Below are 23,442 nucleotides of genomic sequence, written 5' to 3'. Positions count from 1 at the left end.
TTGCAGAAGTTGCAGAAGTTGCAGAAGTTGCAGAAGTTGCAGAAGTTGCAGAAGTTGCAGAAGTTGCAGAAGTTGCAGAAGTTGCAGAAGTTGCAGAAGTTGCAGAAGTTGCAGAAGCTAATCCCTTTATAACGCCCGTTGCAATAGCATCTAACACAACAAATGATGTGGTAGATCTTGAACACGCAGCTATTTCTAAATCTTTTGTGTTTTCTGATATTGAGCTTTTAGATTCTTCAACAGTCGATATATCTGTAACACAGTCTCAGGAGCCAGAGAAACGACTCCCCGAATCTAATTTGGCATTTGACCTCACCTTAGCTGAAATAAAGTTAGAATCCGACGATAGACCATATACCAGTCAACTTGAAGCGGTGAATCCACGTATAGCTGAGGAAAAAAATGTGGGGAAATTACAGCATTCTCAGGTCCCTCTGCAAAAGATCGAACAAGACAAGAAAGCTGCCCGCCCTATTGATACAGCTTTAGACTTGCCACTGGCACAAATAGCAAAAGCACATTCGGGTCTAGATCATTTGGCCCTTAGCAATGATTCACAAGCTCAGCCACAGAGCCCCTCTATTAAGCCTTTAGCTACATCAGCTCGACTCGATGTACCAACTATTGTGCCTGAGCCAAATACGGACTCATCTAAACGCCTTCTGAACTCTGAAATATCATCAACAGCATTGCAAGGTATACTGCCTACACAGATCCATCTTGGTCAGTATCAAGCGCAATTGCTTGAATTAGATCAGACCCACTTAGACCCAAAACTATATCGTCTAGACATTTCGGTGCAGACTGATATCAGCCCAAATGTCGACTTGCTCCTCTACTCTGACCAACTGGATCATTGGTCTGATTATCCGATTTATCTGGCTGAACAAACCAGTCTACAGGGACGTTTTATTAAGTATTTGGCGCTATTCGGTGCTGATAGTTCTGCTCAAGCCGTTCGCCTGAGCCAACAATTTGCACAAAGCAATCATCATCAATTGGCAGCCATCCGTGAAATTGAGTGGGAGAAATTACAGGGTCATGTACATGATGTATTTTCTATTTTTCAAGTGTATACCCAGCAAGCCAAACTGGTCTGGCATATCGAAAATTATCATCCCTTTATTTTGGCGGATCTGCTGAATAGTCGTAAATTTATTCAGTTTGAAGAAAGCACTGCAGACCTCAATACCCCTATTTTAGTACTTAAAGAACGACAAAAAATTCGGGTCATACATGGCCAAAGACGTGTCGAGCTCTCACGCACTGAGATCGCCTACCCTTGTTTAGTCTTAGACCGCCAGCACGGGGTCAGTTGGCAACTGATTCAAAATACAATTTCGACTTTAGCTGAGCCGATTACGGTATTTCAATTATTTGATTCTATTCAAAAACAACTCACCAACGAGTTGTAGAGTTTTGTATTTTCTACTTGTGTTCTTACGTGAAATTTACAACACTAAAACATCGAAGAACAATAAAGTATGAAAGCATGCAAAGAACTCGACATGTTAGTCCCATCTCTTTATTTTTCTGCCTAAGTTTAGGTACATGCGTCAACGTGGCTTGGGCGGAAAGCAATACAGATAGCACCCAACATTTCGTGCCACCTCATGATGTGGCTGAAATTGACCAAATTGCGTCTCCCCCCAAAGGGAGTAGACTTTTATATCAAATTCCACAGTGGATTGATTCACTTCCAACGCTCTTACCCGAAGAGTCTGACGAAGTAATTGTGCCCACCACCGACGTGACTGAAGAGCGAACTTGGGTTGACCGCCAACAAAAAGGCGTTCGGAATTGGGCAGATAAAACTGCAACCCAAATTGATGACTGGTTTGGAGACACGGATCCCAATAAACCAGCCACAGCAACTCTACGGATTTTGGTCGATAACCGCTGGAATAAACATGATGAATACGATGTAAAACCACGTATTCGAGGACGAATCAAACTTCCCACTTTAGAAAATAAACTGAGTGTGGTGTTTGGAGATGACTCTCTGGATAACGAACTGCAAAACAATGTGGCGATTACCAATGAAAACCCACCAAGTGCAGACAACGATAAATCCTTTGACCGTCGACAAACCCGTGATGCCAATAGCTCACTTGCTTTAAGGTGGTCTCAACTGTCAGATCGTTTGCCTTTTGACACTGATTTCGACTTAGGGGTACGTTCAGGCGATGATATTTATGCACGTATTGAACTCTCTAAGGAATGGAAACTGGACAATGATTTCCGTGCCTATGCAGAACAAATTTACCGCTATGGCATCGACAGTGAAAATTATTTAAGAACGAACTTAGAGTTGACACATGCCCGCCCGAATCAGGCTTTTTTATCCAACCAATTCAGCCTGACCTATGCAGATGAGCAGGATGATGACCTCACTTGGGACAACTATAGCTTTAGACAGCATCAATTCTTTCATGGTAATCGTTTTAACTACGGTCTCTACACAGGTGGATACTATAATGACGATGACTTAAGGTTGAATAGATGGGGGCCTTTTGTATCATGGCGCCAACCGTTCTTACGTGAATGGTTTTATATCCAAGGGGATTTAAACTACTTTAATGATAAACGTGAAGACCGAAGTCATTACCTCAGTGCCTTAGTTCGTTTTGAGGCACTTTTTTAGTCTAATGCTGAATCTTTAAACACAACTGTGGATAAGTCCAAACTTATCCACGGATACCCACACCATGTGATTTCCCACAGATTGAGTCGAGTTCAGAATGCCTTGAAGTCTCTATATTCGATTCATTGACATAAAAAAGCCTATCTTAGAGATAGGCTTTTTTTAAAACATGTCATGCTTTACTGAAGCAATAAACTGTTAATCCGTTTTACATATTCAGCAGGGTCATCTGGTAAGCCCCCTTCTGCAATCACGGCTTGATCAAAAATCACATTGGCTAAATCATCAAACTGTGTCGAGCCTTCCAACTTTTTCACTAGCGGATGTTCAGGATTGATCTCTAAAATCGGTTTAGACTCAGGTACAGCCTGTCCTGCTTGTTTCAACATACGAATCAGTTGTGGTGAAAGCTCCCCCTCACCAGTGACCAAACAAGCAGGTGAATCGACCAGACGTGTAGTCACACGTACTTCTTTGGTCTTGGTTTTCAATGAATCAGACAGTTTTTCAACCACAGGCTTGAATTGTTCTGCCGCTGCTTCAAGTGCTTTTTTCTCTTCAGCATCTTGTAAATCACCTAGGTCAACAGCGCCTTTCGCCACGTTTTGCAGTGGTGTACCATCAAACTCATGGACAAACTCCATTGCCCATTCATCGACACGGTCTGCCATAAGCAGAACTTCAATGCCTTTTTTCTTAAATAACTCCAGTTGTGGTGAGTTCTTCGCGGCATTAAGACTGTCTGCGGTCACATAGTAAATGGCTTTTTGCCCGTCTTGCATACGTGCTTTATAGTCCGCAAATGATGTGGTCACCGCATCATTGTTTGAAGTTGGGAAGCGGAGTAATTTTAAAATACGCTCACGGTTACCAAAGTCTTCGCCCAAGCCTTCTTTCAACACTGAACCAAATTCACTATAGAAAGTTTTAAACTTCTCTTGATATGTTTCATCTTCCGATTTCGCTAAACCATCCAGCATAGTCAATACACGACGTGCATTACCTTCTCGAATGGTTTTTACATCACGGCTTTCTTGCAACAGCTCACGACTCACATTTAGTGGTAAGTCCGCACTGTCCACCACACCTTGTACAAAGCGCAAATAGTTTGGAATCAAGTTATCCGCATCATCCATAATAAAGACACGTTTCACATAGAGCTTAATTCCTGCTTTGGCTTCACGAGTAAAAATATTGGCTGCTGCTTTGCTGGGTACATACAACAGTTGCGTATATTCAGTGCTACCTTCAACCCGATTATGCGCCCACGCTAACGGAGCTTCAAAGTCATGACTCAAGTTCTTATAAAAGTCGATGTACTGCTCTTCAGTGACTTCATTTTTATTGCGTGTCCAGAGTGCGCTAGCTGAGTTAATCGCTTCCCACTCATCCGTTTTCACATACTGACCCGGTTTTGCTTCTTCACCTTCGACAGCTTCTTCTTGCTGCCAAACCTCTTTTTGCATCTCAATCGGCAGACTAATGTGATCCGAGTATTTATTGATAATTTGTTTGACTTTATAAGACTGTAAATAATCCAACGCATCTTCACGCAGATGTAAAATAATGTCCGTACCACGGCTATCTTTGTGAATTTGCTCGACTTCAAACTCACCTGTACCTGCACTAACCCAACGTACAGCATGATCCGCATCCACACCCGCACGGCGTGATTCAACAGTAATTTTATCCGCCACAATAAAGCCTGAGTAGAAACCTACACCAAACTGACCAATCAGTTGTGCATCTGATTTCTGATCACCTGTAAGTTTCGACATAAAGTCTTTGGTTCCAGACTTGGCAATTGTACCTAGATTTTCAATCGCTTCTTGCTCCGTTAAACCGATCCCATTATCTGAAATGGTGAGAGTTTTATTGATTTCATCGAAGCTGACGCGTACATGCAAGTCAGGGTCATTTTCATAATATTCAGGGTGATTAATACCTTCAAAGCGCAATTTGTCGCAGGCATCGGACGCATTTGAAATCAACTCACGCAGGAAAATTTCAGGATTGGAATATAGTGAATGCGTCACCAAATGTAAGAGCTGTGCTACTTCAGCTTGGAAACTATGTTTGTGCGCGTTTTGCTCGCTCATCAATCGCTCCTTAATATATTAAGTCTTATCGAGAATGCTTAATGAATTGGAGTGAGGAATGAGTTTTTCAATAGCGACCAGTATTTTTTTTCCAATTTTTTAAAATGGCCCCTGACGATAAATACGATCCAAAAGAAGATCGAGCTTTTGCTGACGCATTTTATAGACATCCATTAAACAACTTTGTGATGCGCCACAGCGGTCTCGTAGGCTCAACCATTTCATCTGCTCATCTTGAATCATGCCACGCGTCCCCATTGGAACCAAACGTTTTAAAATGTTATAGGTGGTTGCCATTTTGACATCCGCATCATTGACTGAACGATGCTCACAAATCGCATGCTCGGTTATCGTTTGTGCCTTGTCACAATTAAAACTGGCTGCCTGAATATTGATACTCCATGCCAAGCCACAGAGCACGGTTAGATACCGCATATATTTCATTTCTTATGACTCTCTTATTCTGCTTCAGTACATTTTATCTATGGTTTTATTTTAATACTGACTGATGGTGAGTTATTTACTCTTTCATCACTATTCAACTTTAGTCGTTGCATAAAAAAACCCCATCATAGATGAGGTTCTTAAAAAGCTACTTTTGATTATTAAAATTTGTAGCTATAACCAAGCGTATAAATCACTGGGTCGATATCTAACTTAAAGTTTTCAACCACAGTTTCTACTTTTGGGTTTAGGTCTGCATAACGAACATCGACAAACACACCCCAGTTTTTCGCATCAGCAGGTTGATAGTTAAAGCCAACTTGCGCCGCATAACCATAATCTTCTTTAACTTTAACTTTAGTCCCTTCAAGTACACCTGATGTTTCCTCATCCCAAGGAATAAATGCCGTTGCACCTACACCAATATAAGGCGTGAAACCTGTTGAGTTCTTAAAGTTATACTTTGCTGTTACTGTTGGGGGTAAATGTTTGAGTTTTACTGCATTTGATCCATTCACTGTAACATCATGGCTAATCGGAGTTGCCAGTAATAGTTCTGCAGAAATATTGTCATTAAAGAAATATTCAACGGATGGTGTAAACGCCAATTCGCTATCTGCTTCAACAGTTAATGCACCATTGGCAATTTTTGTATCCTGTGTAGGCGCAATAGCAGAGCCACCGACTTTGACTTGCCATTGACCTGCCATTACAGCAGATGTAGAGAGACCCATTAATGTAATTAGAGCGATTTGCTTTAACATTTCAAACAACCTCTGTTTGTAAAATAATTAATATAAAAATAAACATTAATTAATCATAAACAAGAGTAAATTTAATATGCAATGACAATAATAATGTATTTTATATACATGTTTTAATATTTTGTTTTTATTGTATTTTTATTTTAAATAGACCATTTTAGTTGGTTTTAGAAGAACAATAAAAAATCAAAATATATTGATTTTAAATTCCGACTCATTTAATACGAATTAATATTATAAACCTGATTATTTTAATCTGATTTGATAATAAAAAAGGCGATTCATTAAAATCGCCCTTTAAAATAATCTGGGTTTAAATTACAACACCATGGCAGCAATCCAACCAAAAATCAGCAATGGAATATTAAAGTGAATAAAGGTCGGCACGACTGTATCCCAAATATGATCATGTTGACCATCCACCCCTAGACCCGCAGTCGGCCCCAAAGTGGAGTCTGAGGCTGGAGAACCAGCATCACCAAGTGCTGCTGCGGTACCAATCAGCGCTACGGTCGCTAAAGGAGAAAAACCAAACTGTACACACAGCGGTACATAAATCACGGCCAAGACAGGAACACTGGAAAATGATGAACCAATCCCGATGGTTACAAATAAGCCAATGAACAGCATGAGGAATGCAGCCAAAGCATGGTTATCCCCAATCACGTGTACTACGCCATTAACCAGTTGGTTAATATCACCCGTATGGGTCATCACTGAGGCAAAACCTGCCGCAGAAATCATGATGAAGCCAACCAAAGCCATCATGCGCATGCCTTGTACAAAGACATCATCCGCTTCTTGCCATTTAAAAATACCCGCCCCAGACAACACCGCAAAACCAACCAAGCCACCTAAAATCATAGAGCCTGAATACAACTGCGCAATGAGGGTTAGAACAATCGCTAGAAGCGCCATGAAGATGGTTTTCTTTGCAATCACGGGTACATTTTCGGCTTCACGTTTGAGCTCTTCAGCATCTTGAGCCAGATTCACTTCACCTGCACGGATCGGTTTATCCAAATCAATCGTGGTCACACGTACCACTTCACGGTCGATATAATGACGCGGTTTACGATAGCTAACGAATACCGCCACCAGAGTACCAATCACCATCCCCAATACAGGAATGGCCATTCCTACAGGCATCATCCAACGTTCAACATGCAAATTATATGCAGCACCAATCTTGTTGATATTGCCCATCAAAATTTGTTCTAGGAAAATCGCACCAAAACCAACGGGCAGGAAAATATAGGTTCCGACCAAGCCTAAAGTCAGTACACAGGCTGCCGCACGACGGTCTAAGTTCAAGTGATTCATCACTTTTAACAGTGGTGGAACCAATACTGGAATAAATGCGATATGGACTGGAATTAAGTTTTGTGAACAAATGGCCGCAACAAGTAAAATCGTCAACAGTAAGTATTTCACCTTACGCGCACGTTGATGTGAAACTTCGACTCCTAATAAACCAATCAATTTATGCGCCAATAAATCAGGTAAGCCTGATTTAGACAGCGCCAAAGCAAATGCTCCAAGCACCGCATAGGCTAAAGCCACTTCAGCACCATCACCTAAACCTGCATTAAATGCGCTTACAGTATCGGATAAACTGAGCCCCGCAACCAATCCACCAATAATTGCTGAAATGACCAAAGTCAAAACAACAGAAACTCGTGCCAGTGACAAAATAAACATCACGGCAATCGCAATTACTACTGCATTCATGGAAAACTTAAGATGATAAAAAAAACGGTATTTTAGCAGATTCAATTGGTCGAAACTGTAATTTGCTCAGCTTTATCCAAAGCTATTATATAACCCCAAGGTCTGATTTTTCACTTCGATAGGCTTGTTATCAGTCAGTTTTAGTCCTATAACAAGCCCATGGTAAATTTATGCTTTACCCACAAATTTGCTAATCAGGCCAGCAATCGTTTCAGGCTGACTCAAGATTGCCCAATGGTTAGCATTCACATTCACCCGTTGGAAATTCTCAGCCCACTTCGGCATTTCATCAATTAAAGCAGGGCTCACAAACTGATCTTGTTCCAACACAATCGCTTGTACTGGGCAAATGGCAAAGCGTTCTCGTGGTTTGGTCAGACGTGGAATGAAGTTAGCTCGATAAAGTGCAACCCCATGTTTACCATCTGCCACAATGTGATGATTCAGTGGTAAGTCTGAACGCCCCTCTAAACGTGATAAAACTTTACCCCAATGCTCAGGGCTAAAAAACTGCCAAACAGTCGGTGCCAAAAAAGGCAACTGAAAAGCCGCAATGTACCATGACTTACTCAACTGCTTCAAAAATTGAGGCTTGTGTTGTTTAAACTGTTCCCGCATCCAAAATGCAGCATGGTCTAAGCATGGGCCTGAAATGGTGGTAAATGACAGCATACGCTCTCTAAATTTTGGCTCAGTCGCAGACTCCCATGACTGAATCGAACCCCAGTCATGCGCCACCAAATGAAAACTACGCTCTGGAATAACACTATTCACCACACGTTCTAAGTCCAATGACAGCTGAGGCAATGCATAAGCACGTGTACGACGGGGAACACTTGACATCCCCGCCCCACGAACGTCATAAGTGACAATATAAAAATTTTCCACCAGATGCTCAATTACAGGCTCCCAAACCTCTTGATTGTCTGGATAACCATGCACCAAGACCAAGGCAGGATTCTGCGCATTGCCCCATGTTTTCACATAAAGTCTCTGCTGGTCTGTGGTCTGTACCCAGTAACTTTGCAGCTCCATATTTAGCTCCTTATTGTTATTGACTGTTTTTTATCCTTCACTGGCAAAACGATCAATGCCAATTGTTTCCATCTTCTCTAGTATGGATAGAAGTTCATCAGATACCATTGACCGAAATGAGCATTTTAAAAAAATTGGTGACAACACCGATTGTCACAAAATACGTTCTTAACCATTTTGCCCCCTTTAAAGGTGCAGGTATTCAAATTGAGAAGTTTGATCCTAAAAACTACCTCATCCGAGTCAAAATGCCGCTCACTCGTCAAAACCGCAATATTGTCGGCGTACATTTTGGTGGGAGTTTATATGCGATGGTCGATCCTTTTTATATGACTTTACTGATGTATCATCTTGGGACTAAATATATTGTTTGGGACAAATCAGCCACTATCCAATTTCTCAGCCCAGGGCGTAGTACCGTCTACGCAGACTTTCGTCTCGATGCCCAAGAAATTGAAACGATCAAACAACTGGCTGAAAATTATGCCCCTGTCCACCGTATTTATACGCTGAATATTTATGATGATGCGGGTATCCGAATTGCACAAGTGGAGAAAACCTTATATATCCGTCGTAAAAAACCAAAACCAGCTCAGCAATAAAAAAGCACTTCCCAATGAAGTGCCTTTATATAGAGCTCTGCTGAAAAGATTATTTACGCTCCTCAATTGCAGCGCCTGCACCACCACCAATCGCGCCACCAATCGCGGCCCCTGTATTGCCACCGATTACGCTTTTACCTACAGCAGAACCAATCGCACCACCAACACCACTGTAGGTTGCATTACGGTTTGAGCCACCTTGGGTTTTACTTCCCACCGCTGCGCCTGCACCACCACCAATCGCAGCACCGACACCACCACCAAGACTATTACCCGCAGCACCACCCACGGCACCGCCTAAAGCAGCTGTGCCAATACGCTGCTCAGAAGGACTCATATTTTCACAGCCTGTGAACATCAGTGTTGATAAAACCAAAGTCGAGACTACACCCATTATTTTTTTCATATTCAAAACTCCTTTACACTATGATCAAAGCATAGTCTTATTTTCTACACAAAATGATCAAATTATGTAATTGCACCCCGTGCATTATTTTCTTTTTTGTAATAATGCAAACCAACTAAAAAGACCATTTGATCTATGAAATATCACTTTGTTCATTTGAGATCCTCGAGTAAATAACTTAAATCTTTTAATTCAAGAAATTGTAGAAAGAATCCTTAACTGATTTTAACCTTTGAATTTAAAGGGAAAAATAATGAAAATACTTGTTACTTCAATATTCCTGTTACTCTGCCTCAACCCTTCTGCACGTGCAGATGTACTCAATAATCAAAGCTCATCTACAGTAAAATCACTCAAAAATGTTGCTTATGGCCATCATGCTAAGCAAATGATGGATGTTTATTTTCCATCTAAGCCTTTAGCAGATCAAAAAAACGCACCATTAATGGTTATGGTCCATGGCGGTGCTTGGAGCATAGGTGATAAAAATAATACTATGGTGATCAAAAATAAAGTGGATTATTGGGGACAACGAGGTTGGATATTTATTTCAATCAATTATCGCTTAGTTCCTGAGGCGACAGTACAACAACAAACCCAAGATGTCGCAGCAGCATTAATTTATATTCAAAACCATGCCTCTGATTGGCATGCTGACCCCACACAACTTGTGCTGATGGGACACTCGGCTGGCGCTCATTTAGTGAGCCTACTGAGCACACGTCCCTCTTGGTTAATAGCACAACCTCGAGCTTGGCGAACCACCATTGCTTTAGATAGTGCCGCTTACAATATCGAAAAGATCATGCAAACTCGGCATGCTCGATTTTATGATCAAGCCTTCGGCACTCAACCCTCAAATTGGAAAGCGCTTTCTCCTGTCTTACAAATTCATCAAAGCTTACCTGCATTTCTTGCTGTTTGTTCAACAATTCGTCCAGACCAACCCTGTATTCAAGCACAGCAATTCATTCAACAAGCACAAAGCGTTGGTACTCAGGCACAATTACTCGCTATTCCGCTTTCACATACTGAAATCAATAACTCTTTAGGAAAAAATTATAAATATACCGAAGCGGTGAATCAATTTATACAAACTCATTAACTGAATGTGATTAACGTAACTCGCTTACTTCAAAAAATAAGCATAGCATTGCTGTTTCGCACGCATAAAAAAGCCACCCGAAGGTGGCTTTTTATTCATTTAAAGGGCTAATTACAGACCGTTAAACTCATCGCTAAATGCTTGGCTTAATGCTTGATCCACATCAGAGAAGTCGTTTACAAGCTCATGCTCTGCAGCTTCAGCTTCTTGACGACGACGCTCTAAGTGATACGCAAGACCCGTACCTGCAGGAATCAAACGACCTACAACCACGTTCTCTTTCAAGCCACGTAAATCATCTTCTTTACCTGTTACAGCCGCTTCAGTTAACACGCGAGTGGTTTCCTGGAACGATGCAGCAGAGATAAATGAGTCAGTAGAAAGCGACGCTTTAGTAATACCCATCAATTGACGTTCAAACTTCGCAGGGAACTTGTTTTGCGCAAGAACAGCTTGGTTCTCTTGCATCACGCGGATGTAATCCACTTGTTCGCCTTTGATGAAGCTTGTATCACCGCCATCAGTGATATCAACTTTACGCAACATTTGACGTACGATCACTTCAATGTGCTTGTCGTTGATTTTTACACCTTGCAGACGGTAAACGTCTTGAACTTCGTTCACGATGTAGTTGGTTAATGCAACTTCACCTTTCAAACGCAAGATGTCATGCGGGTTTTGTGGACCATCAGAAATGGTTTCACCGCGGTTGACATGCTCACCCTCGAACACGTTAATGGTACGCCATTTAGGAATCAGCTCTTCGTAAATCTCAGAACCATCATCTGGAGTAATCACTAAACGGTTCTTACCTTTAGTCTCTTTACCGAAGCTTACAACACCTGAAATTTCAGCAAGAATTGCATGCTCTTTCGGTTTACGCGCTTCGAACAAGTCAGCTACACGCGGTAGACCACCGGTAATGTCACGCGTACGTGAAGTTTCTTGTGGTACACGACCAATAACGTCACCCACACCAATTGTTTCGCCATCACGGACAGAAAGAATCGTGTTTTGTGGTAGGAAGTAGAACTGCTCACCACCATCCGTCGTATCAAGAACAACCGCAGGACGTAAATCTTTACCAGATGCAGGACGTGCAGTCACAGGTAAGATTTCAATCGTTGTCATACCAGTTGCATCATCAGTTTTAGAGGTAACAGTGACGCCATCAGCAATTTGGCTGAAACGTACTTTACCTGCAACTTCTGTTACAAGTGGGTGGGTGTGCGGATCCCAAGTCGCCACAATACCGCCAGCTTCTACAGCTTCGCCATCTTTCAACAAGATAGATGCACCGTATGGCAGTTTATAACGCTCACGCTCACGACCTAAATCATCCGCAATACCGATTTCACCTGAACGAGAAGTCGATACCAAGTGACCTTTAGCATGTTGTACTGTTTTCACATTGTGGAAACGTACGGTACCTTTATTACGAACTTGTACGCTGTTTGCAGCAGACGTTCGGCTCGCAGCACCACCTACGTGGAAGGTACGCATTGTTAACTGTGTACCCGGCTCACCAATCGACTGCGCAGCCATAACACCCACAGACTCACCAGGGTTCACCTGATGACCACGTGCAAGGTCACGACCATAACATTTCGCACATACGCCGAATGTAGATTCACACGCAACCACTGAACGTACTTTAACTTCATCGACACCTTGCTCTTCCAAGAAGTTTGCAAGTTTCTCATCAATCAAAGTGTTACGTGGCAGGATAACGTCGTCAGAACCTGCTTTCTTCACATCTTCAGCAACAACACGGCCCAGTACTCGAGTACCTAAGTTCTCGATCACGTCACCGCCTTGAATGAACGGAGTCATGACAAGACCGCCCAAAGTACCACAGTCAGGCTCAGTAATAACCAAGTCTTGTGCTACGTCTACAAGACGACGTGTCAAGTAACCAGAGTTTGCTGTTTTCAGTGCTGTATCGGCCAAACCTTTACGCGCACCGTGTGTTGAAATAAAGTACTGAAGTACGGTCAAACCTTCACGGAAGTTCGCTTTAATTGGGGTTTCAATGATCGAACCATCTGGCTTCGCCATCAAACCACGCATACCCGCTAACTGACGAATCTGAGCTGCCGAACCACGGGCACCTGAGTCAGACATCATATAGATCGAGTTGAATGATTTTTGCTTCTCATCTTCACCCTGTTTGTTTTTAACAGTAGTAAAAGACAAGTTGTCCATCATCGCTTTCGCGACTTGGTCGTTGGTACGTGCCCAAATATCGACAACTTTGTTGTAACGTTCACCCGCAGTTACGAAACCTTGTTCGAACTGTTGCTCAATTTCACGAACTTCAACTTCCGCTTTTTCAATAATTGAGTACTTCGCAGGTGGAATCACCATGTCTTCCATACCGACCGATACGCCTGAACGTGTCGCTTGACGGAAACCTAAGTACATCAATTGGTCCGCAAAGATCACTGTATCTTTAAGACCTAATTTACGGTAGCAAGAGTTAATCAATTTAGAGATGTTTTTCTTGGTCATCTCAACGTTGATTTGTTGGAAATCCATACCTTCTGGCACAACTTCCCAAAGTAAGCAGCGACCAGGTGTGGTATCCACAACAATGGTTTGCTGTTCACGGTTACCATTTTCATCAATCACAGTCTGGTGTACACGTGCTTTTACGCGAGCGTGTAAATTGACCTGACCTGTTGCAAGTGCACGGTTCACTTCGTGAGTATCTGCAAACACCATGCCTTCACCTTTGGCATTGATCGCATCACGCGTGATGTAATACAAGCCTAAGACAACGTCCTGAGACGGTACGATGATTGGCTCACCGTTCGCTGGAGACAAGATGTTGTTGGTCGACATCATTAACGCACGCGCTTCTAACTGCGCTTCAAGTGTTAATGGTACGTGTACCGCCATTTGGTCACCGTCGAAGTCGGCGTTAAACGCAGCACAAACGAGCGGGTGAAGACGGATTGCTTTACCTTCAATCAGAATCGGTTCAAATGCTTGAAGACCCAAACGGTGAAGTGTAGGCGCACGGTTCAACATCACAGGGTGTTGACGAATCACGTGAGCAAGAACGTCCCAAACTTCTGGTGTCTCACGCTCAACCATTTTCTTCGCAGCTTTAATGGTGGTTGCTTGGCCAGATGCTTGTAGTTTCGCGAAAATGAATGGCTTGAAGAGTTCAAGTGCCATTTTCTTCGGAAGACCACATTGGTGCAAACGTAAAGTAGGACCTACGGTAATGACCGAACGACCTGAATAGTCTACACGCTTACCAAGTAAGTTTTGACGGAAACGACCTTGCTTACCTTTGATCATGTCAGCCAAAGATTTAAGCGGACGTTTGTTCGAACCTGTGATTGCACGACCACGACGACCGTTGTCTAACAATGCATCGACAGACTCTTGTAACATACGTTTTTCGTTACGTACGATAATGTCTGGCGCTGCAAGGTCAAGAAGACGCTTCAAACGGTTGTTACGGTTGATCACACGACGGTAAAGGTCATTCAAATCAGAAGTCGCGAAACGACCACCTTCCAGTGGTACTAACGGACGAAGATCTGGTGGAAGTACTGGAAGTACATTCATCACCATCCATTCTGGCTTGTTGTTTGACTCTTTAAACGCTTCCATCAACTTCAAACGCTTAGACGCTTTTTTCAGCTTCGTCTCAGACGTTGTGTTTGGAATTTCTTCACGTAAACGTGAAATTTCGTTTTCAAGATCAATGTCTTTTAACAAGTCTTGAACAGCTTCTGCACCCATTTTCGCAGTGAATTCATCACCGTGTTCTTCTAAAGCATTGAAGTATTCTTCATCGTTTAAAAGTTGGTATTTCTCAAATGGAGTCATACCTGGGTCAGTAACCACGTAAGATTCGAAATACAATACACGTTCAATATCACGTAAAGTCATGTCTAATAATAGACCGATACGACTTGGAAGTGATTTTAAGAACCAAATGTGTGCAACTGGAGACGCCAGCTCGATGTGACCCATACGCTCACGACGAACTTTCGCAGTTGTTACTTCAACGCCACATTTTTCACAAATGACGCCTTTGTATTTCATACGCTTGTATTTACCACACAAGCATTCGTAATCTTTGACTGGGCCAAAAATTTTGGCACAGAATAAACCATCACGTTCTGGTTTGAACGTACGATAGTTAATGGTTTCAGGCTTTTTAACTTCACCATGAGACCATGACTTAATCATTTCTGGTGACGCAAGACCAATACGGATGCGATCAAACTCAACTGGAGCATGACCGTCTGAATCCGTCTTTTTGCGCATGATATCGAGCAAGTCTTTCAATTTTTTTCTCCGTGTGTTGGGGAGCTACGCTCTCCCAACTGGGTCACAAATATTGTTTTTACTGAAATTTGGGAATATCTAATCCCCCTAAATCCCCCTTTATAAAGGGGGACTTGCTCCCCTCTTTAATAAAGAGGGGCTGGGGGAGATTTCTTAGTCACCATTTTTCAGTTCAATGTTGATACCTAAAGAACGGATCTCTTTGGTCAATACGTTGAACGATTCAGGCATACCTGGGTCCATATAATGGTTACCATCTACAATGTTCTTATAGATACGGGTACGACCTTCAACGTCATCCGACTTAACAGTAAGCATTTCTTGAAGCGTGTAAGCTGCGCCATATGCTTCAAGCGCCCAGACTTCCATCTCACCGAAACGCTGACCACCGAATTGTGCTTTACCACCAAGCGGCTGTTGAGTAACTAATGAGTAAGAACCAGTAGAACGCGCGTGCATCTTGTCGTCTACCAAGTGGTTCAGTTTCAGCATGTACATGTAACCTACAGTTACAGGACGGTCAAACTGTTCACCTGTACGACCATCATATAATACTGTTTGACCAGTACGTGAAATGTTCGCAAGCTCTAATAAGTCTTTAATTTGTGATTCTTCAGCACCATCAAATACAGGCGTTGCAAGTGGAACACCCTTACGAAGGTTACCAGAAAGAACCAAGATCTCATCATCAGTTAAGCTATCAAGATCTTCTTGCTCGCCACCAACTTTGTTATAAATCTTGTCTAAGAATCCACGAAGCTCAAGTACAGTACGTTGCGCTTTTAACATCTTGTCGATTTCTTCGCCAAGACCTTTCGCTGCCATACCTAAGTGAGTCTCTAGAATCTGACCCACGTTCATACGTGACGGTACACCCAGCGGGTTCAATACGATATCGACTGGAACACCATTGGCATCGTGTGGCATATCTTCAACTGGCAAGATGTTAGAAACAACACCCTTGTTACCGTGACGACCCGCCATCTTATCACCCGGTTGGATGCGACGTTTAACAGCCAAGTAAACCTTAACAACTTTCAATACACCTGTTGTTAATTCATCACCTGTAGAAAGTTTGCGTTTTTTCTCTGCAAACTTCTCATCAATTTCAAAGCTCTTTTCTTTCAAGAACACTTGAATTTGTGTTAAACGTTCAGCAATCGCTTCATCACTTGGTTGGATTTCAAGTAAATCAACCAACTCTAAACCAGACAACACATCTTCAGAAAGCTTGTCGCCACGTTTAGTTGTACCACCACCGTTCGACTCTTGACCTGTCAACAAACGAACAATACGTTCACGTGCTGCTTCTTCAAAGATTTTGTATTCTTCTTTCAAGTCTTTACGGTATGCATCAAGTTGCGCTTTTTCAATTGCTTGAGCACGTTCATCTTTTTCAAGACCATCACGTGTAAACACTTGAACGTCAATCACGGTACCTTTAGTACCCGATGGAACGCGTAATGATGAATCTTTCACATCAGCAGCTTTTTCACCGAAGATTGCACGGAGCAATTTTTCTTCAGGTGTTAACTGTGTTTCACCTTTAGGCGTTACTTTACCGACAAGGATATCGCCAGCAGTTACTTCAGCACCGATATAAACAATACCAGACTCATCCAACTTAGACAGTGCAGCTTCACCAACGTTAGGAATATCGGCAGTAATTTCTTCTGCACCTAACTTAGTATCACGTGCGACACATGACAATTCTTGGATGTGAATCGAGGTTAAACGGTCTTCTTGAAGTACGCGCTCTGAAAGTAAGATCGAGTCTTCATAGTTGTAACCATTCCACGTCATGAACGCAACGCGCATGTTTTGACCCAGTGCAAGCTCACCGCCATCAGTCGAAGGACCATCGGCAAGAACATCACCACGAGCCACTTTATCACCTAAACGTACAACAACGTTTTGGTTGATACATGTATTTTGGTTCGAACGGGTATATTTGATCAGGTTGTAAATATCTACACCTGCTTCACCAGCAACCATCTCGTCTTCATTGACACGAATGACTACACGAGATGCATCAACAAACTCAATCACACCACCACGGTTTGCGATCACACACACACCTGAGTCACGTGCTACGTTTGCTTCCATACCTGTACCAACAAGCGGCTTGTCAGCAAGCAATGTCGGAACAGCCTGACGTTGCATGTTTGAACCCATCAATGCACGGTTGGCGTCATCGTGTTCAAGGAATGGAATAAGCGATGCTGCAACAGAAACAACCTGTTGTGCAGATACGTCCATATGCGTTACTTTTTCAGGTGACATACGAACGAAGTCACCTTGGTGACGTACAGAAACCATTTCTTCAGTTAACGTACCATCTTTATCAACTGCAGAATCGGCCTGTGCAATGACAGTACCCACTTCTTCAATTGCAGATAAGTATTCAACTTCATCAGTTACACGACCATCAACTACTTTACGGTATGGTGTTTCCAAGAAACCAAAGTTATTACACTTCGCATAAACTGAAAGCGAGTTGATTAAACCAATGTTTGGACCCTCAGGCGTTTCAATTGGACATACACGACCATAGTGAGTTTGGTGTACGTCACGTACCTCAAAACCTGCACGCTCACGTGTCAAACCACCCGGACCAAGTGCAGATACACGACGCTTGTGCGTAATCTCAGACAATGGATTGTTTTGGTCCATGAACTGAGACAATTGGCTTGAACCAAAGAATTCTTTGATTGCAGCGGCAACTGGCTTCGCATTGATTAAATCTTGCGGAGACAAGTTATCTGTTTCAGCTTGGCTTAAACGTTCTTTAACTGCACGCTCTACACGAACTAAACCAACACGGAATTGGTTTTCAGTCATTTCACCAACTGAACGTACGCGACGGTTACCTAAGTGGTCGATATCGTCGACTTCACCTTTACCGTTACGGATTTCAACCAATGTTTTGAGTACATCAGTGATATCTTCGTTCGACAAAATGCCTTCAACTTCACGTGACTTCTGATCTGTACCCACTTCGTAAGGACGACCCAAACGACGGTTGAACTTCATACGACCGACTGGAGAGAGGTCATAACGTTCAGAAGAGAAGAACAAGTTATTGAATAGATTTTCAGCCGCTTCTTTCGTCGGTGGCTCGCCTGGACGCATCACTTTGTAGATTTCAACCAGTGCTTCTTCACGGCCTGTCGTTGTATCTGCGCGTAAAGTATCTGCAACGAATGAACCACGGTCAATGTCATTGGTGAATAGAATGTTAAATTGTTTAACACCACCTTCAGCCAACTTCACCATCACTTCATGGCTAAGCAAAGTATTTGCTGCAATCACATCACCATCTTTTAAAGTGATGTCTTCAGCAGTAATACGCTCGTACAAGTACTCATCAGGTACTGAAAGTTTTTCAAGACCTGCAGCTTCCATTTGACGCACGTGACGTGCGTTAATACGTTTACCTTGCTCAACAATCGTTTTGCCATCGTTATCTACGATGTCAAACTGTGCCATTTCGCCGCGTAAACGCTCAGGTACGAGGTCAATCTGGTAACTACCCATGTCTAGGTATACAGGCACTTTTTCATAGAATAGATCTAAGATTTGCGTGTTGTCATAGCCGAGTGCGCGTAGAACCACAGTCGCAAGTAATTTACGACGGCGGTCAATACGTACATAAACAAGGTCTTTGGCATCAAATTCGAAATCTAACCATGAACCACGGTAAGGAATAATACGTGCAGAATAAAGTACTTTACCACTTGAGTGGGTTTTGCCTTTATCGTGATCGAAGAACACGCCTGGAGAGCGGTGTAATTGAGATACGATTACACGCTCAGTACCATTGATCACAAAAGTACCGTTATCCGTCATGAGTGGCATTTCACCCATGTACACTTCTTGCTCACGCACGTCTTTGATAGACTTCGTTTCACGATCCTTTAAGATCAAACGAATTTTTACGCGCATTGGTGCTGCATAAGTTGAGCCACGAAGAATACATTCGCGTACATCAAACTCAGGCTTACCAAGACTATACTCAACAAATTCTAAAGCAGCATTGCCAGAATAACTTTCTATAGGAAAAACTGAACGAAACGCGGCTTGCAGACCGATATCTTCGCGGTTTTTTGGTGATTTGCCATCTTGTAAAAATGTTCTGTACGAGTCGACTTGAATCGCGAGCAAGTACGGAGCATCCATAACACTAGGCAATTTACCAAAATTCTTACGGATCCGTTTCTTTTCGGTATATGAGTATGCCATCTGGAGTCCTCGGAAAGTAAACCGAGCCCGCCTGCAGAACGGGCTCAGAAGGAATTACGCAGGCCGATATGGCCACCACTTTTTACAAATGCTGCAATTTTCAGTGGTATTGAAACGCTTACCAATATTTTTAAATTTGAAAAATATTGGTAAGCGTTTGATTTTTATCTTTATTTTAATTTGATGGATTTTCCACCAAGCAAACAAAAATCGAGCCGATTATTGTAACGCAAAAAGGCTGATGACCCAAGAGCCATCAGCCAATTTTTGGGGAGAAAATAATATTCTCCCCCTGGTAACATTACTTAATAGTAATAGTAGCACCAGTCTCTTCAAGTTTCTTCTTAAGTTCTTCAGCTTCTTCTTTAGAAACAGCTTCTTTAAGAACTGAAGGAGCACCTTCAACCATGTCTTTAGCTTCTTTCAAGCCAAGACCAGTGATTTCACGAACTGCTTTAATTACAGCTACTTTGTTCGCGCCGAAAGAAGTCAACTCAACGTTGAATTCTGATTGCTCTTCAGCAGCAGCAGCAGCAGGACCTGCAGCTACAGCTACAGCAGCAGCTGATACATTGAATTTTTCTTCGAAAGCAGAAATAAGTTCAACAAGTTCAAGAACAGTTTTTTCAGCAACTGCGTTTAAGATTTCTTCGTTTGTTAAAGCCATGAGAGTAACTCCAAATGGGTATTGAATGATGTGTGTTTAAGTTTGAGCTTATGCAGCTTCTGACTCGTTTTTCTCTTGAAGCGCTGTAAGTAAGCGACCCAATTTCGAAATAGGAGCTTGAAGAACGCTTGCAAGCATAGTAAGTGCTTTCTCTTGGTTTGGAAGATTCGCGATAACGCTAACTTCTTCGCCTTGATAAAGTTTGCCTTCAAATGCAGCAGCTTTAAGTTCAAATGCTTTATTAGTTTTCGCAAATTCTTCGAATAAGCGTGCCGCAGCACCCATATCATCTGCAGAAGTTGAGAAAGCTAAAATTGTTGGGCCAACAAGGTTGTCGTTCAAGATATTGAATTGCGTATCTTGAAGAGCACGTTTAGCCAAAGTATTACGTACAACACGTGTAGCAACACCTAACTTACGAGCTTCAACACGAAGAGCAGTTAATTGCTCAACAGTTAAACCTTGGTAGTCAGCAACAACAGCAGCAAACGCAGTAGAAGCAACTTCAGTTACTTCAGCAACGATCTGTTTTTTGCCTTCGATAAGAAGAGCCATTGTAAAACCTCCTAACGGTGATTTATGTACTTACGCGAAGTACACTCCCAATTCGTAAGTTCATCACTGAACTTACACGCGGAGGATGAACAAATCACACCACCGCGTCTACGCAGGCTGGAAAATTAAGAAAGTAATCGAAATTACTCTCGCCTGAGGTCTTTGACGCTGACAAATTTACATTTATCAATTCAAAGTTTGCCTAAGTTTGCAAAATACGACAGAGCGTTTCTTGCGTAAAAATCAAAGCAGCGCTTTGATTTTTACTCAGGGCTTTAAAATTCTGTCTAAGTTAAACTTAGTTAGAAACGTTCTGTACATCAACAGTAAGACCAGGACCCATAGTTGAGCTTAAAGTGATCTTTTTGATGTAAACACCCTTAGAAGTTGCAGGTTTTGCTTTCTTAAGGTCAGCGATTAACGCTTCAACGTTTTGACGAACAGCTTCAGCAGTAAAACCTACTTGACCGATCGCAGCATGGATAATACCTGCTTTGTCTACGCGGTAACGTGCTTGACCAGCTTTTGCATTTTTAACTGCAGTAGCTACGTCAGGAGTTACAGTACCCACTTTAGGGTTTGGCATTAAGCCACGTGGACCAAGGATCGTACCTAATTTACCTACAACGCGCATTGCATCAGGAGCAGCAATCACAACGTCGAAGTCAAGGTTACCTGCTTGGATGCTTTCAGCAAGGTCATCAAAACCAACAATGTCCGCGCCTTCAGCTTTAGCAGCTTCAGCAGCAGCGCCTTGAGCAAACACAGCTACACGTACAGTTTTACCAGTACCTGCAGGAAGTGTAGTTGCACCACGAACAACTTGGTCAGATTTACGAGGGTCAACACCTAGGTTTACCGCAACATCCAAAGATTCTTTGAATTTCGCAGCAGGAAGACCAGCAAGAACAGCAACGGCTTCTTCTAAAGTGTAAACTTTGTTTGCTTCAATAGCAGCAGCAATGGCTTTTTGACGTTTAGTTAACTTTGCCATGTCTTATAGCTCCACTTCCAAGCCCATAGAACGTGCAGAACCAGCGATGGTACGAACACGTGCGTCTAAATCAGCACCAGTCAAATCTGGTTCCTTAGTAGTCGCGATTTCTTCTAATTGAGCACGAGTCAACTTACCAACTTTAGTTTTGTTTGGTACAGATGAACCCTTTTGAATGCCCGCAGCTTTCTTAAGAAGAATAGATGCAGGAGGAGTTTTCATGATAAATGTGAACGACTTGTCGTTGTACACAGTGATCACAACAGGAATTGGTAAACCAACTTCAACTTTTTGTGTTGCAGCATTGAATTCTTTACAGAATGCCATGATGTTAACACCACGTTGACCTAGTGCAGGACCAATCGGTGGAGATGGATTCGCTTTACCAGCTGGAACTTGCAGCTTGATATAGCCGTCAATCTTCTTAGCCATTTCAAATTACCTCTGGGTACAAACGCCGGTGAAGGCTCCCCAATTTATAAGTAACGATATCGTTACAACAACAATGCCCGACCTATAAATAAGTCAGGCGTTTTCAAACAACATCTATTAAACCGATTTTTCGACTTGGCGAAATTCCAGTTCAACCTGAGTTGGTCGATTAAATACATTAATAGTCAACGTTAAACGTGACTTTTCGTATAGAACCTCTTCCACCACACCTTTAAAGTCTGTGAATGGACCGTCAATTACGAGTAATTCTTCGCCTGGTTCAAACATCGTCTTCGGACGTGGTGCTTCACCAGTATTGCGTACACGAGCAAGAATCGCATCTGCTTCACGTTGGGTAATTGGTGCAGGTTTCTCAGCCGTACCCCCAATAAAACCTAAAACTTTTGGACATTCTTTAACAATGTGCCAAGTTTCATCGTTCATTTCCATTTCGACCAATACATAGCCTGGAAAGAACTTACGTTCAGATTTACGCTTCTTACCATCCTTCATTTCTACCACTTCTTCGGTAGGAACAAGGACTTCACCAAAGCTATCGGCTACAGCGCTACGCTGGATTCGATCATTAAGTGAACGCATCACTTGTTTTTCATAACCTGAATAGGCATGAATAATGTACCAACGTTTCATAGCTCTCTTACCCGATAATAAACTTCATTAACCAGCCTAAAATGTAGTCAAAACACCATAATAAAATGGATGCAACAACAACTACTGCAAGCACCTGCCAAGATGTGGTCACGGTTTCTTGCTTTGTTGGCCAAGTCACTCGACGTAGCTCAATTCGCGAGTCTTTCAACAAACGAGCAAAGCCTTTGCCTTGATGGGTGGCGTATAATAAACCGAATGCCACGATGATACAAGCCAAAATTACCCCAACGCGCACCCAGATATCGTTGGCTGGTGCCCAATATGCTGGTAGATGTTGATTCACCATGGTTGCACCAATTAATAAAATCAATGCAATAATCCATAAGACCACGTCTAAAGGAGAACCCGATTTAACTACTTCAGCAGAATTATTTCTTTGAGGGATTGCCGCGTCGCCTTGTGCGTCACGTAATTTTTCATTCGACATTTTTGTACTCGTCGTAGGTTTCGCGACTTATTATATGACCAGTTTTGCCGACATCAAGATCTTTTATAAAAAAGTTGGCAGGCCAGGAGGGACTCGAACCCCCAACATTCGGTTTTGGAGACCGACGCTCTACCAATTGAACTACTAGCCTGCAAAACAAATTGGAGCCTAAACCCCAATTTGCATTTTTATTTTATGATTATGCAGTTACTTTAGCAACTACACCAGCACCAACTGTACGACCACCTTCACGGATCGCAAAACGTAGACCTGGGTCCATTGCGATCGGGTGGATTAATTCTACTGACATCT

Annotated in this window: 19 protein-coding genes and 1 tRNA gene; 4 read left to right on the top strand and 16 right to left on the bottom strand. The window is 42.5% G+C overall.

The features are described 5' to 3' along the window. Together ACE01U_RS16445 and ACE01U_RS16440 are read left to right on the top strand one after the other, a co-directional pair. A partial coding sequence (locus ACE01U_RS16445; RefSeq protein WP_395579966.1) for a hypothetical protein occupies positions 1 to 1,415 on the top strand: 1,415 nt, incomplete at its 5' end. Positions 1,416 to 1,492: 77 nt separating this feature from the next. After that, positions 1,493 to 2,644: a hypothetical protein gene (locus ACE01U_RS16440; protein ID WP_395579965.1), complete on the top strand. Its 1,152-nt coding sequence runs from the start codon at positions 1,493 to 1,495 to the stop codon at positions 2,642 to 2,644. Between the two features lie 179 nt (positions 2,645 to 2,823). Here the strand turns inward: ACE01U_RS16440 and htpG are convergent, their stop codons facing one another. From htpG to ACE01U_RS16415, 5 genes are all read right to left on the bottom strand, one after another. Beyond that, on the bottom strand, positions 2,824 to 4,743 hold the full coding sequence (gene htpG / locus ACE01U_RS16435; RefSeq protein WP_395579964.1) for a molecular chaperone HtpG: 1,920 nt from the start codon (positions 4,741 to 4,743) through the stop codon (positions 2,824 to 2,826). A 99-nt stretch (positions 4,744 to 4,842) separates the two neighbouring features. Then, positions 4,843 to 5,187, bottom strand: coding sequence for a lysozyme inhibitor LprI family protein (locus ACE01U_RS16430; protein ID WP_086209731.1), 345 nt, complete (start codon positions 5,185 to 5,187; stop codon positions 4,843 to 4,845). A gap of 161 nt (positions 5,188 to 5,348) precedes the next feature. Further along, positions 5,349 to 5,951 carry an OmpW/AlkL family protein gene (locus tag ACE01U_RS16425; RefSeq protein WP_086209732.1) on the bottom strand — a complete coding sequence of 201 codons (603 nt, stop codon included), beginning with the start codon at positions 5,949 to 5,951 and terminating at the stop codon, positions 5,349 to 5,351. 318 nt (positions 5,952 to 6,269) lie between these two features. After that, positions 6,270 to 7,682: a Na+/H+ antiporter family protein gene (locus tag ACE01U_RS16420; RefSeq protein ID WP_086209733.1), complete on the bottom strand. Its 1,413-nt coding sequence runs from the start codon at positions 7,680 to 7,682 to the stop codon at positions 6,270 to 6,272. 168 nt (positions 7,683 to 7,850) lie between these two features. After that, on the bottom strand, positions 7,851 to 8,717 hold the full coding sequence (locus ACE01U_RS16415; protein WP_119064201.1) for an alpha/beta fold hydrolase: 867 nt from the start codon (positions 8,715 to 8,717) through the stop codon (positions 7,851 to 7,853). 116 nt (positions 8,718 to 8,833) lie between these two features. On the opposite strand from ACE01U_RS16415, the gene ACE01U_RS16410 reads away from it, so the two are divergent. Continuing rightward, the gene (locus ACE01U_RS16410) at positions 8,834 to 9,319 is read left to right on the top strand and encodes a DUF4442 domain-containing protein (protein ID WP_119064203.1); all 486 of its coding nucleotides are present in this window, start codon (positions 8,834 to 8,836) and stop codon (positions 9,317 to 9,319) included. A gap of 49 nt (positions 9,320 to 9,368) precedes the next feature. Here ACE01U_RS16410 and ACE01U_RS16405 read toward each other — a convergent pair whose 3' ends face one another. Then, positions 9,369 to 9,725, bottom strand: coding sequence for a YMGG-like glycine zipper-containing protein (locus ACE01U_RS16405; protein WP_086209736.1), 357 nt, complete (start codon positions 9,723 to 9,725; stop codon positions 9,369 to 9,371). 253 nt (positions 9,726 to 9,978) lie between these two features. Here ACE01U_RS16405 and ACE01U_RS16400 point away from each other — a divergent pair, with 253 nt between their 5' ends. Further along, positions 9,979 to 10,830: an alpha/beta hydrolase gene (locus tag ACE01U_RS16400; RefSeq protein WP_395579963.1), complete on the top strand. Its 852-nt coding sequence runs from the start codon at positions 9,979 to 9,981 to the stop codon at positions 10,828 to 10,830. Between the two features lie 111 nt (positions 10,831 to 10,941). On the opposite strand, the gene rpoC is transcribed toward ACE01U_RS16400, so the two are convergent. From rpoC to ACE01U_RS16350, 10 genes are all read right to left on the bottom strand, one after another. Then, on the bottom strand, positions 10,942 to 15,141 hold the full coding sequence (gene rpoC, locus ACE01U_RS16395; protein ID WP_086209738.1) for a DNA-directed RNA polymerase subunit beta': 4,200 nt from the start codon (positions 15,139 to 15,141) through the stop codon (positions 10,942 to 10,944). 153 nt (positions 15,142 to 15,294) lie between these two features. Then, positions 15,295 to 19,383 carry a DNA-directed RNA polymerase subunit beta gene (rpoB, locus tag ACE01U_RS16390; RefSeq protein WP_086209739.1) on the bottom strand — a complete coding sequence of 1,363 codons (4,089 nt, stop codon included), beginning with the start codon at positions 19,381 to 19,383 and terminating at the stop codon, positions 15,295 to 15,297. Between the two features lie 301 nt (positions 19,384 to 19,684). Further along, positions 19,685 to 20,050, bottom strand: a complete 366-nt coding sequence (gene rplL, locus ACE01U_RS16385; protein ID WP_004692767.1) for a 50S ribosomal protein L7/L12 — start codon at positions 20,048 to 20,050, stop codon at positions 19,685 to 19,687. A 48-nt stretch (positions 20,051 to 20,098) separates the two neighbouring features. Continuing rightward, on the bottom strand, positions 20,099 to 20,605 hold the full coding sequence (gene rplJ, locus ACE01U_RS16380; RefSeq protein ID WP_086209740.1) for a 50S ribosomal protein L10: 507 nt from the start codon (positions 20,603 to 20,605) through the stop codon (positions 20,099 to 20,101). 298 nt (positions 20,606 to 20,903) lie between these two features. Further along, positions 20,904 to 21,599 (bottom strand): 50S ribosomal protein L1, encoded by a 696-nt coding sequence (rplA, locus tag ACE01U_RS16375; RefSeq protein ID WP_086209741.1) that lies wholly within the window; start codon positions 21,597 to 21,599, stop codon positions 20,904 to 20,906. 3 nt (positions 21,600 to 21,602) lie between these two features. Then, the gene (rplK, locus tag ACE01U_RS16370; RefSeq protein ID WP_086209742.1) at positions 21,603 to 22,031 is read right to left on the bottom strand and encodes a 50S ribosomal protein L11; all 429 of its coding nucleotides are present in this window, start codon (positions 22,029 to 22,031) and stop codon (positions 21,603 to 21,605) included. A gap of 117 nt (positions 22,032 to 22,148) precedes the next feature. Continuing rightward, on the bottom strand, positions 22,149 to 22,682 hold the full coding sequence (nusG, locus tag ACE01U_RS16365; RefSeq protein ID WP_004692772.1) for a transcription termination/antitermination protein NusG: 534 nt from the start codon (positions 22,680 to 22,682) through the stop codon (positions 22,149 to 22,151). Between the two features lie 7 nt (positions 22,683 to 22,689). Further along, positions 22,690 to 23,130, bottom strand: coding sequence for a preprotein translocase subunit SecE (gene secE, locus ACE01U_RS16360; RefSeq protein WP_151707392.1), 441 nt, complete (start codon positions 23,128 to 23,130; stop codon positions 22,690 to 22,692). 75 nt (positions 23,131 to 23,205) lie between these two features. Then, positions 23,206 to 23,281: transfer RNA gene (locus ACE01U_RS16355), tRNA-Trp, on the bottom strand. Between the two features lie 48 nt (positions 23,282 to 23,329). Continuing rightward, a partial coding sequence (locus ACE01U_RS16350; RefSeq protein ID WP_000110110.1) for an EF-Tu C-terminal domain-related protein occupies positions 23,330 to 23,442 on the bottom strand: 113 nt, incomplete at its 5' end.

Origin of the sequence: Acinetobacter halobius (assembly GCF_044130335.1) — a bacterium.
GTDB lineage: Bacteria > Pseudomonadota > Gammaproteobacteria > Pseudomonadales > Moraxellaceae > Acinetobacter.
Note: the sequence above shows the minus strand (reverse complement) of the source record. Positions and strands in the feature narration are given on the sequence as shown.

What these genes read in the sequence shown, in the direction of transcription:
- ACE01U_RS16440 (WP_395579965.1), top strand. Translation starts at nt 1,493, where the DNA reads ATGCAAAGAACTCGACATGTTAGTCCCATCTCTTTATTTTTCTGCCTA.
- htpG (WP_395579964.1), bottom strand. Translation starts at nt 4,743, where the DNA reads ATGAGCGAGCAAAACGCGCACAAACATAGTTTCCAAGCTGAAGTAGCA.
- ACE01U_RS16430 (WP_086209731.1), bottom strand. Translation starts at nt 5,187, where the DNA reads ATGAAATATATGCGGTATCTAACCGTGCTCTGTGGCTTGGCATGGAGT.
- ACE01U_RS16425 (WP_086209732.1), bottom strand. Translation starts at nt 5,951, where the DNA reads ATGTTAAAGCAAATCGCTCTAATTACATTAATGGGTCTCTCTACATCT.
- ACE01U_RS16420 (WP_086209733.1), bottom strand. Translation starts at nt 7,682, where the DNA reads ATGAATGCAGTAGTAATTGCGATTGCCGTGATGTTTATTTTGTCACTG.
- ACE01U_RS16415 (WP_119064201.1), bottom strand. Translation starts at nt 8,717, where the DNA reads ATGGAGCTGCAAAGTTACTGGGTACAGACCACAGACCAGCAGAGACTT.
- ACE01U_RS16410 (WP_119064203.1), top strand. Translation starts at nt 8,834, where the DNA reads ATGAGCATTTTAAAAAAATTGGTGACAACACCGATTGTCACAAAATAC.
- ACE01U_RS16405 (WP_086209736.1), bottom strand. Translation starts at nt 9,725, where the DNA reads ATGAAAAAAATAATGGGTGTAGTCTCGACTTTGGTTTTATCAACACTG.
- ACE01U_RS16400 (WP_395579963.1), top strand. Translation starts at nt 9,979, where the DNA reads ATGAAAATACTTGTTACTTCAATATTCCTGTTACTCTGCCTCAACCCT.
- rpoB (WP_086209739.1), bottom strand. Translation starts at nt 19,383, where the DNA reads ATGGCATACTCATATACCGAAAAGAAACGGATCCGTAAGAATTTTGGT.
- rplL (WP_004692767.1), bottom strand. Translation starts at nt 20,050, where the DNA reads ATGGCTTTAACAAACGAAGAAATCTTAAACGCAGTTGCTGAAAAAACT.
- rplJ (WP_086209740.1), bottom strand. Translation starts at nt 20,605, where the DNA reads ATGGCTCTTCTTATCGAAGGCAAAAAACAGATCGTTGCTGAAGTAACT.
- rplA (WP_086209741.1), bottom strand. Translation starts at nt 21,599, where the DNA reads ATGGCAAAGTTAACTAAACGTCAAAAAGCCATTGCTGCTGCTATTGAA.
- rplK (WP_086209742.1), bottom strand. Translation starts at nt 22,031, where the DNA reads ATGGCTAAGAAGATTGACGGCTATATCAAGCTGCAAGTTCCAGCTGGT.
- nusG (WP_004692772.1), bottom strand. Translation starts at nt 22,682, where the DNA reads ATGAAACGTTGGTACATTATTCATGCCTATTCAGGTTATGAAAAACAA.
- secE (WP_151707392.1), bottom strand. Translation starts at nt 23,130, where the DNA reads ATGTCGAATGAAAAATTACGTGACGCACAAGGCGACGCGGCAATCCCT.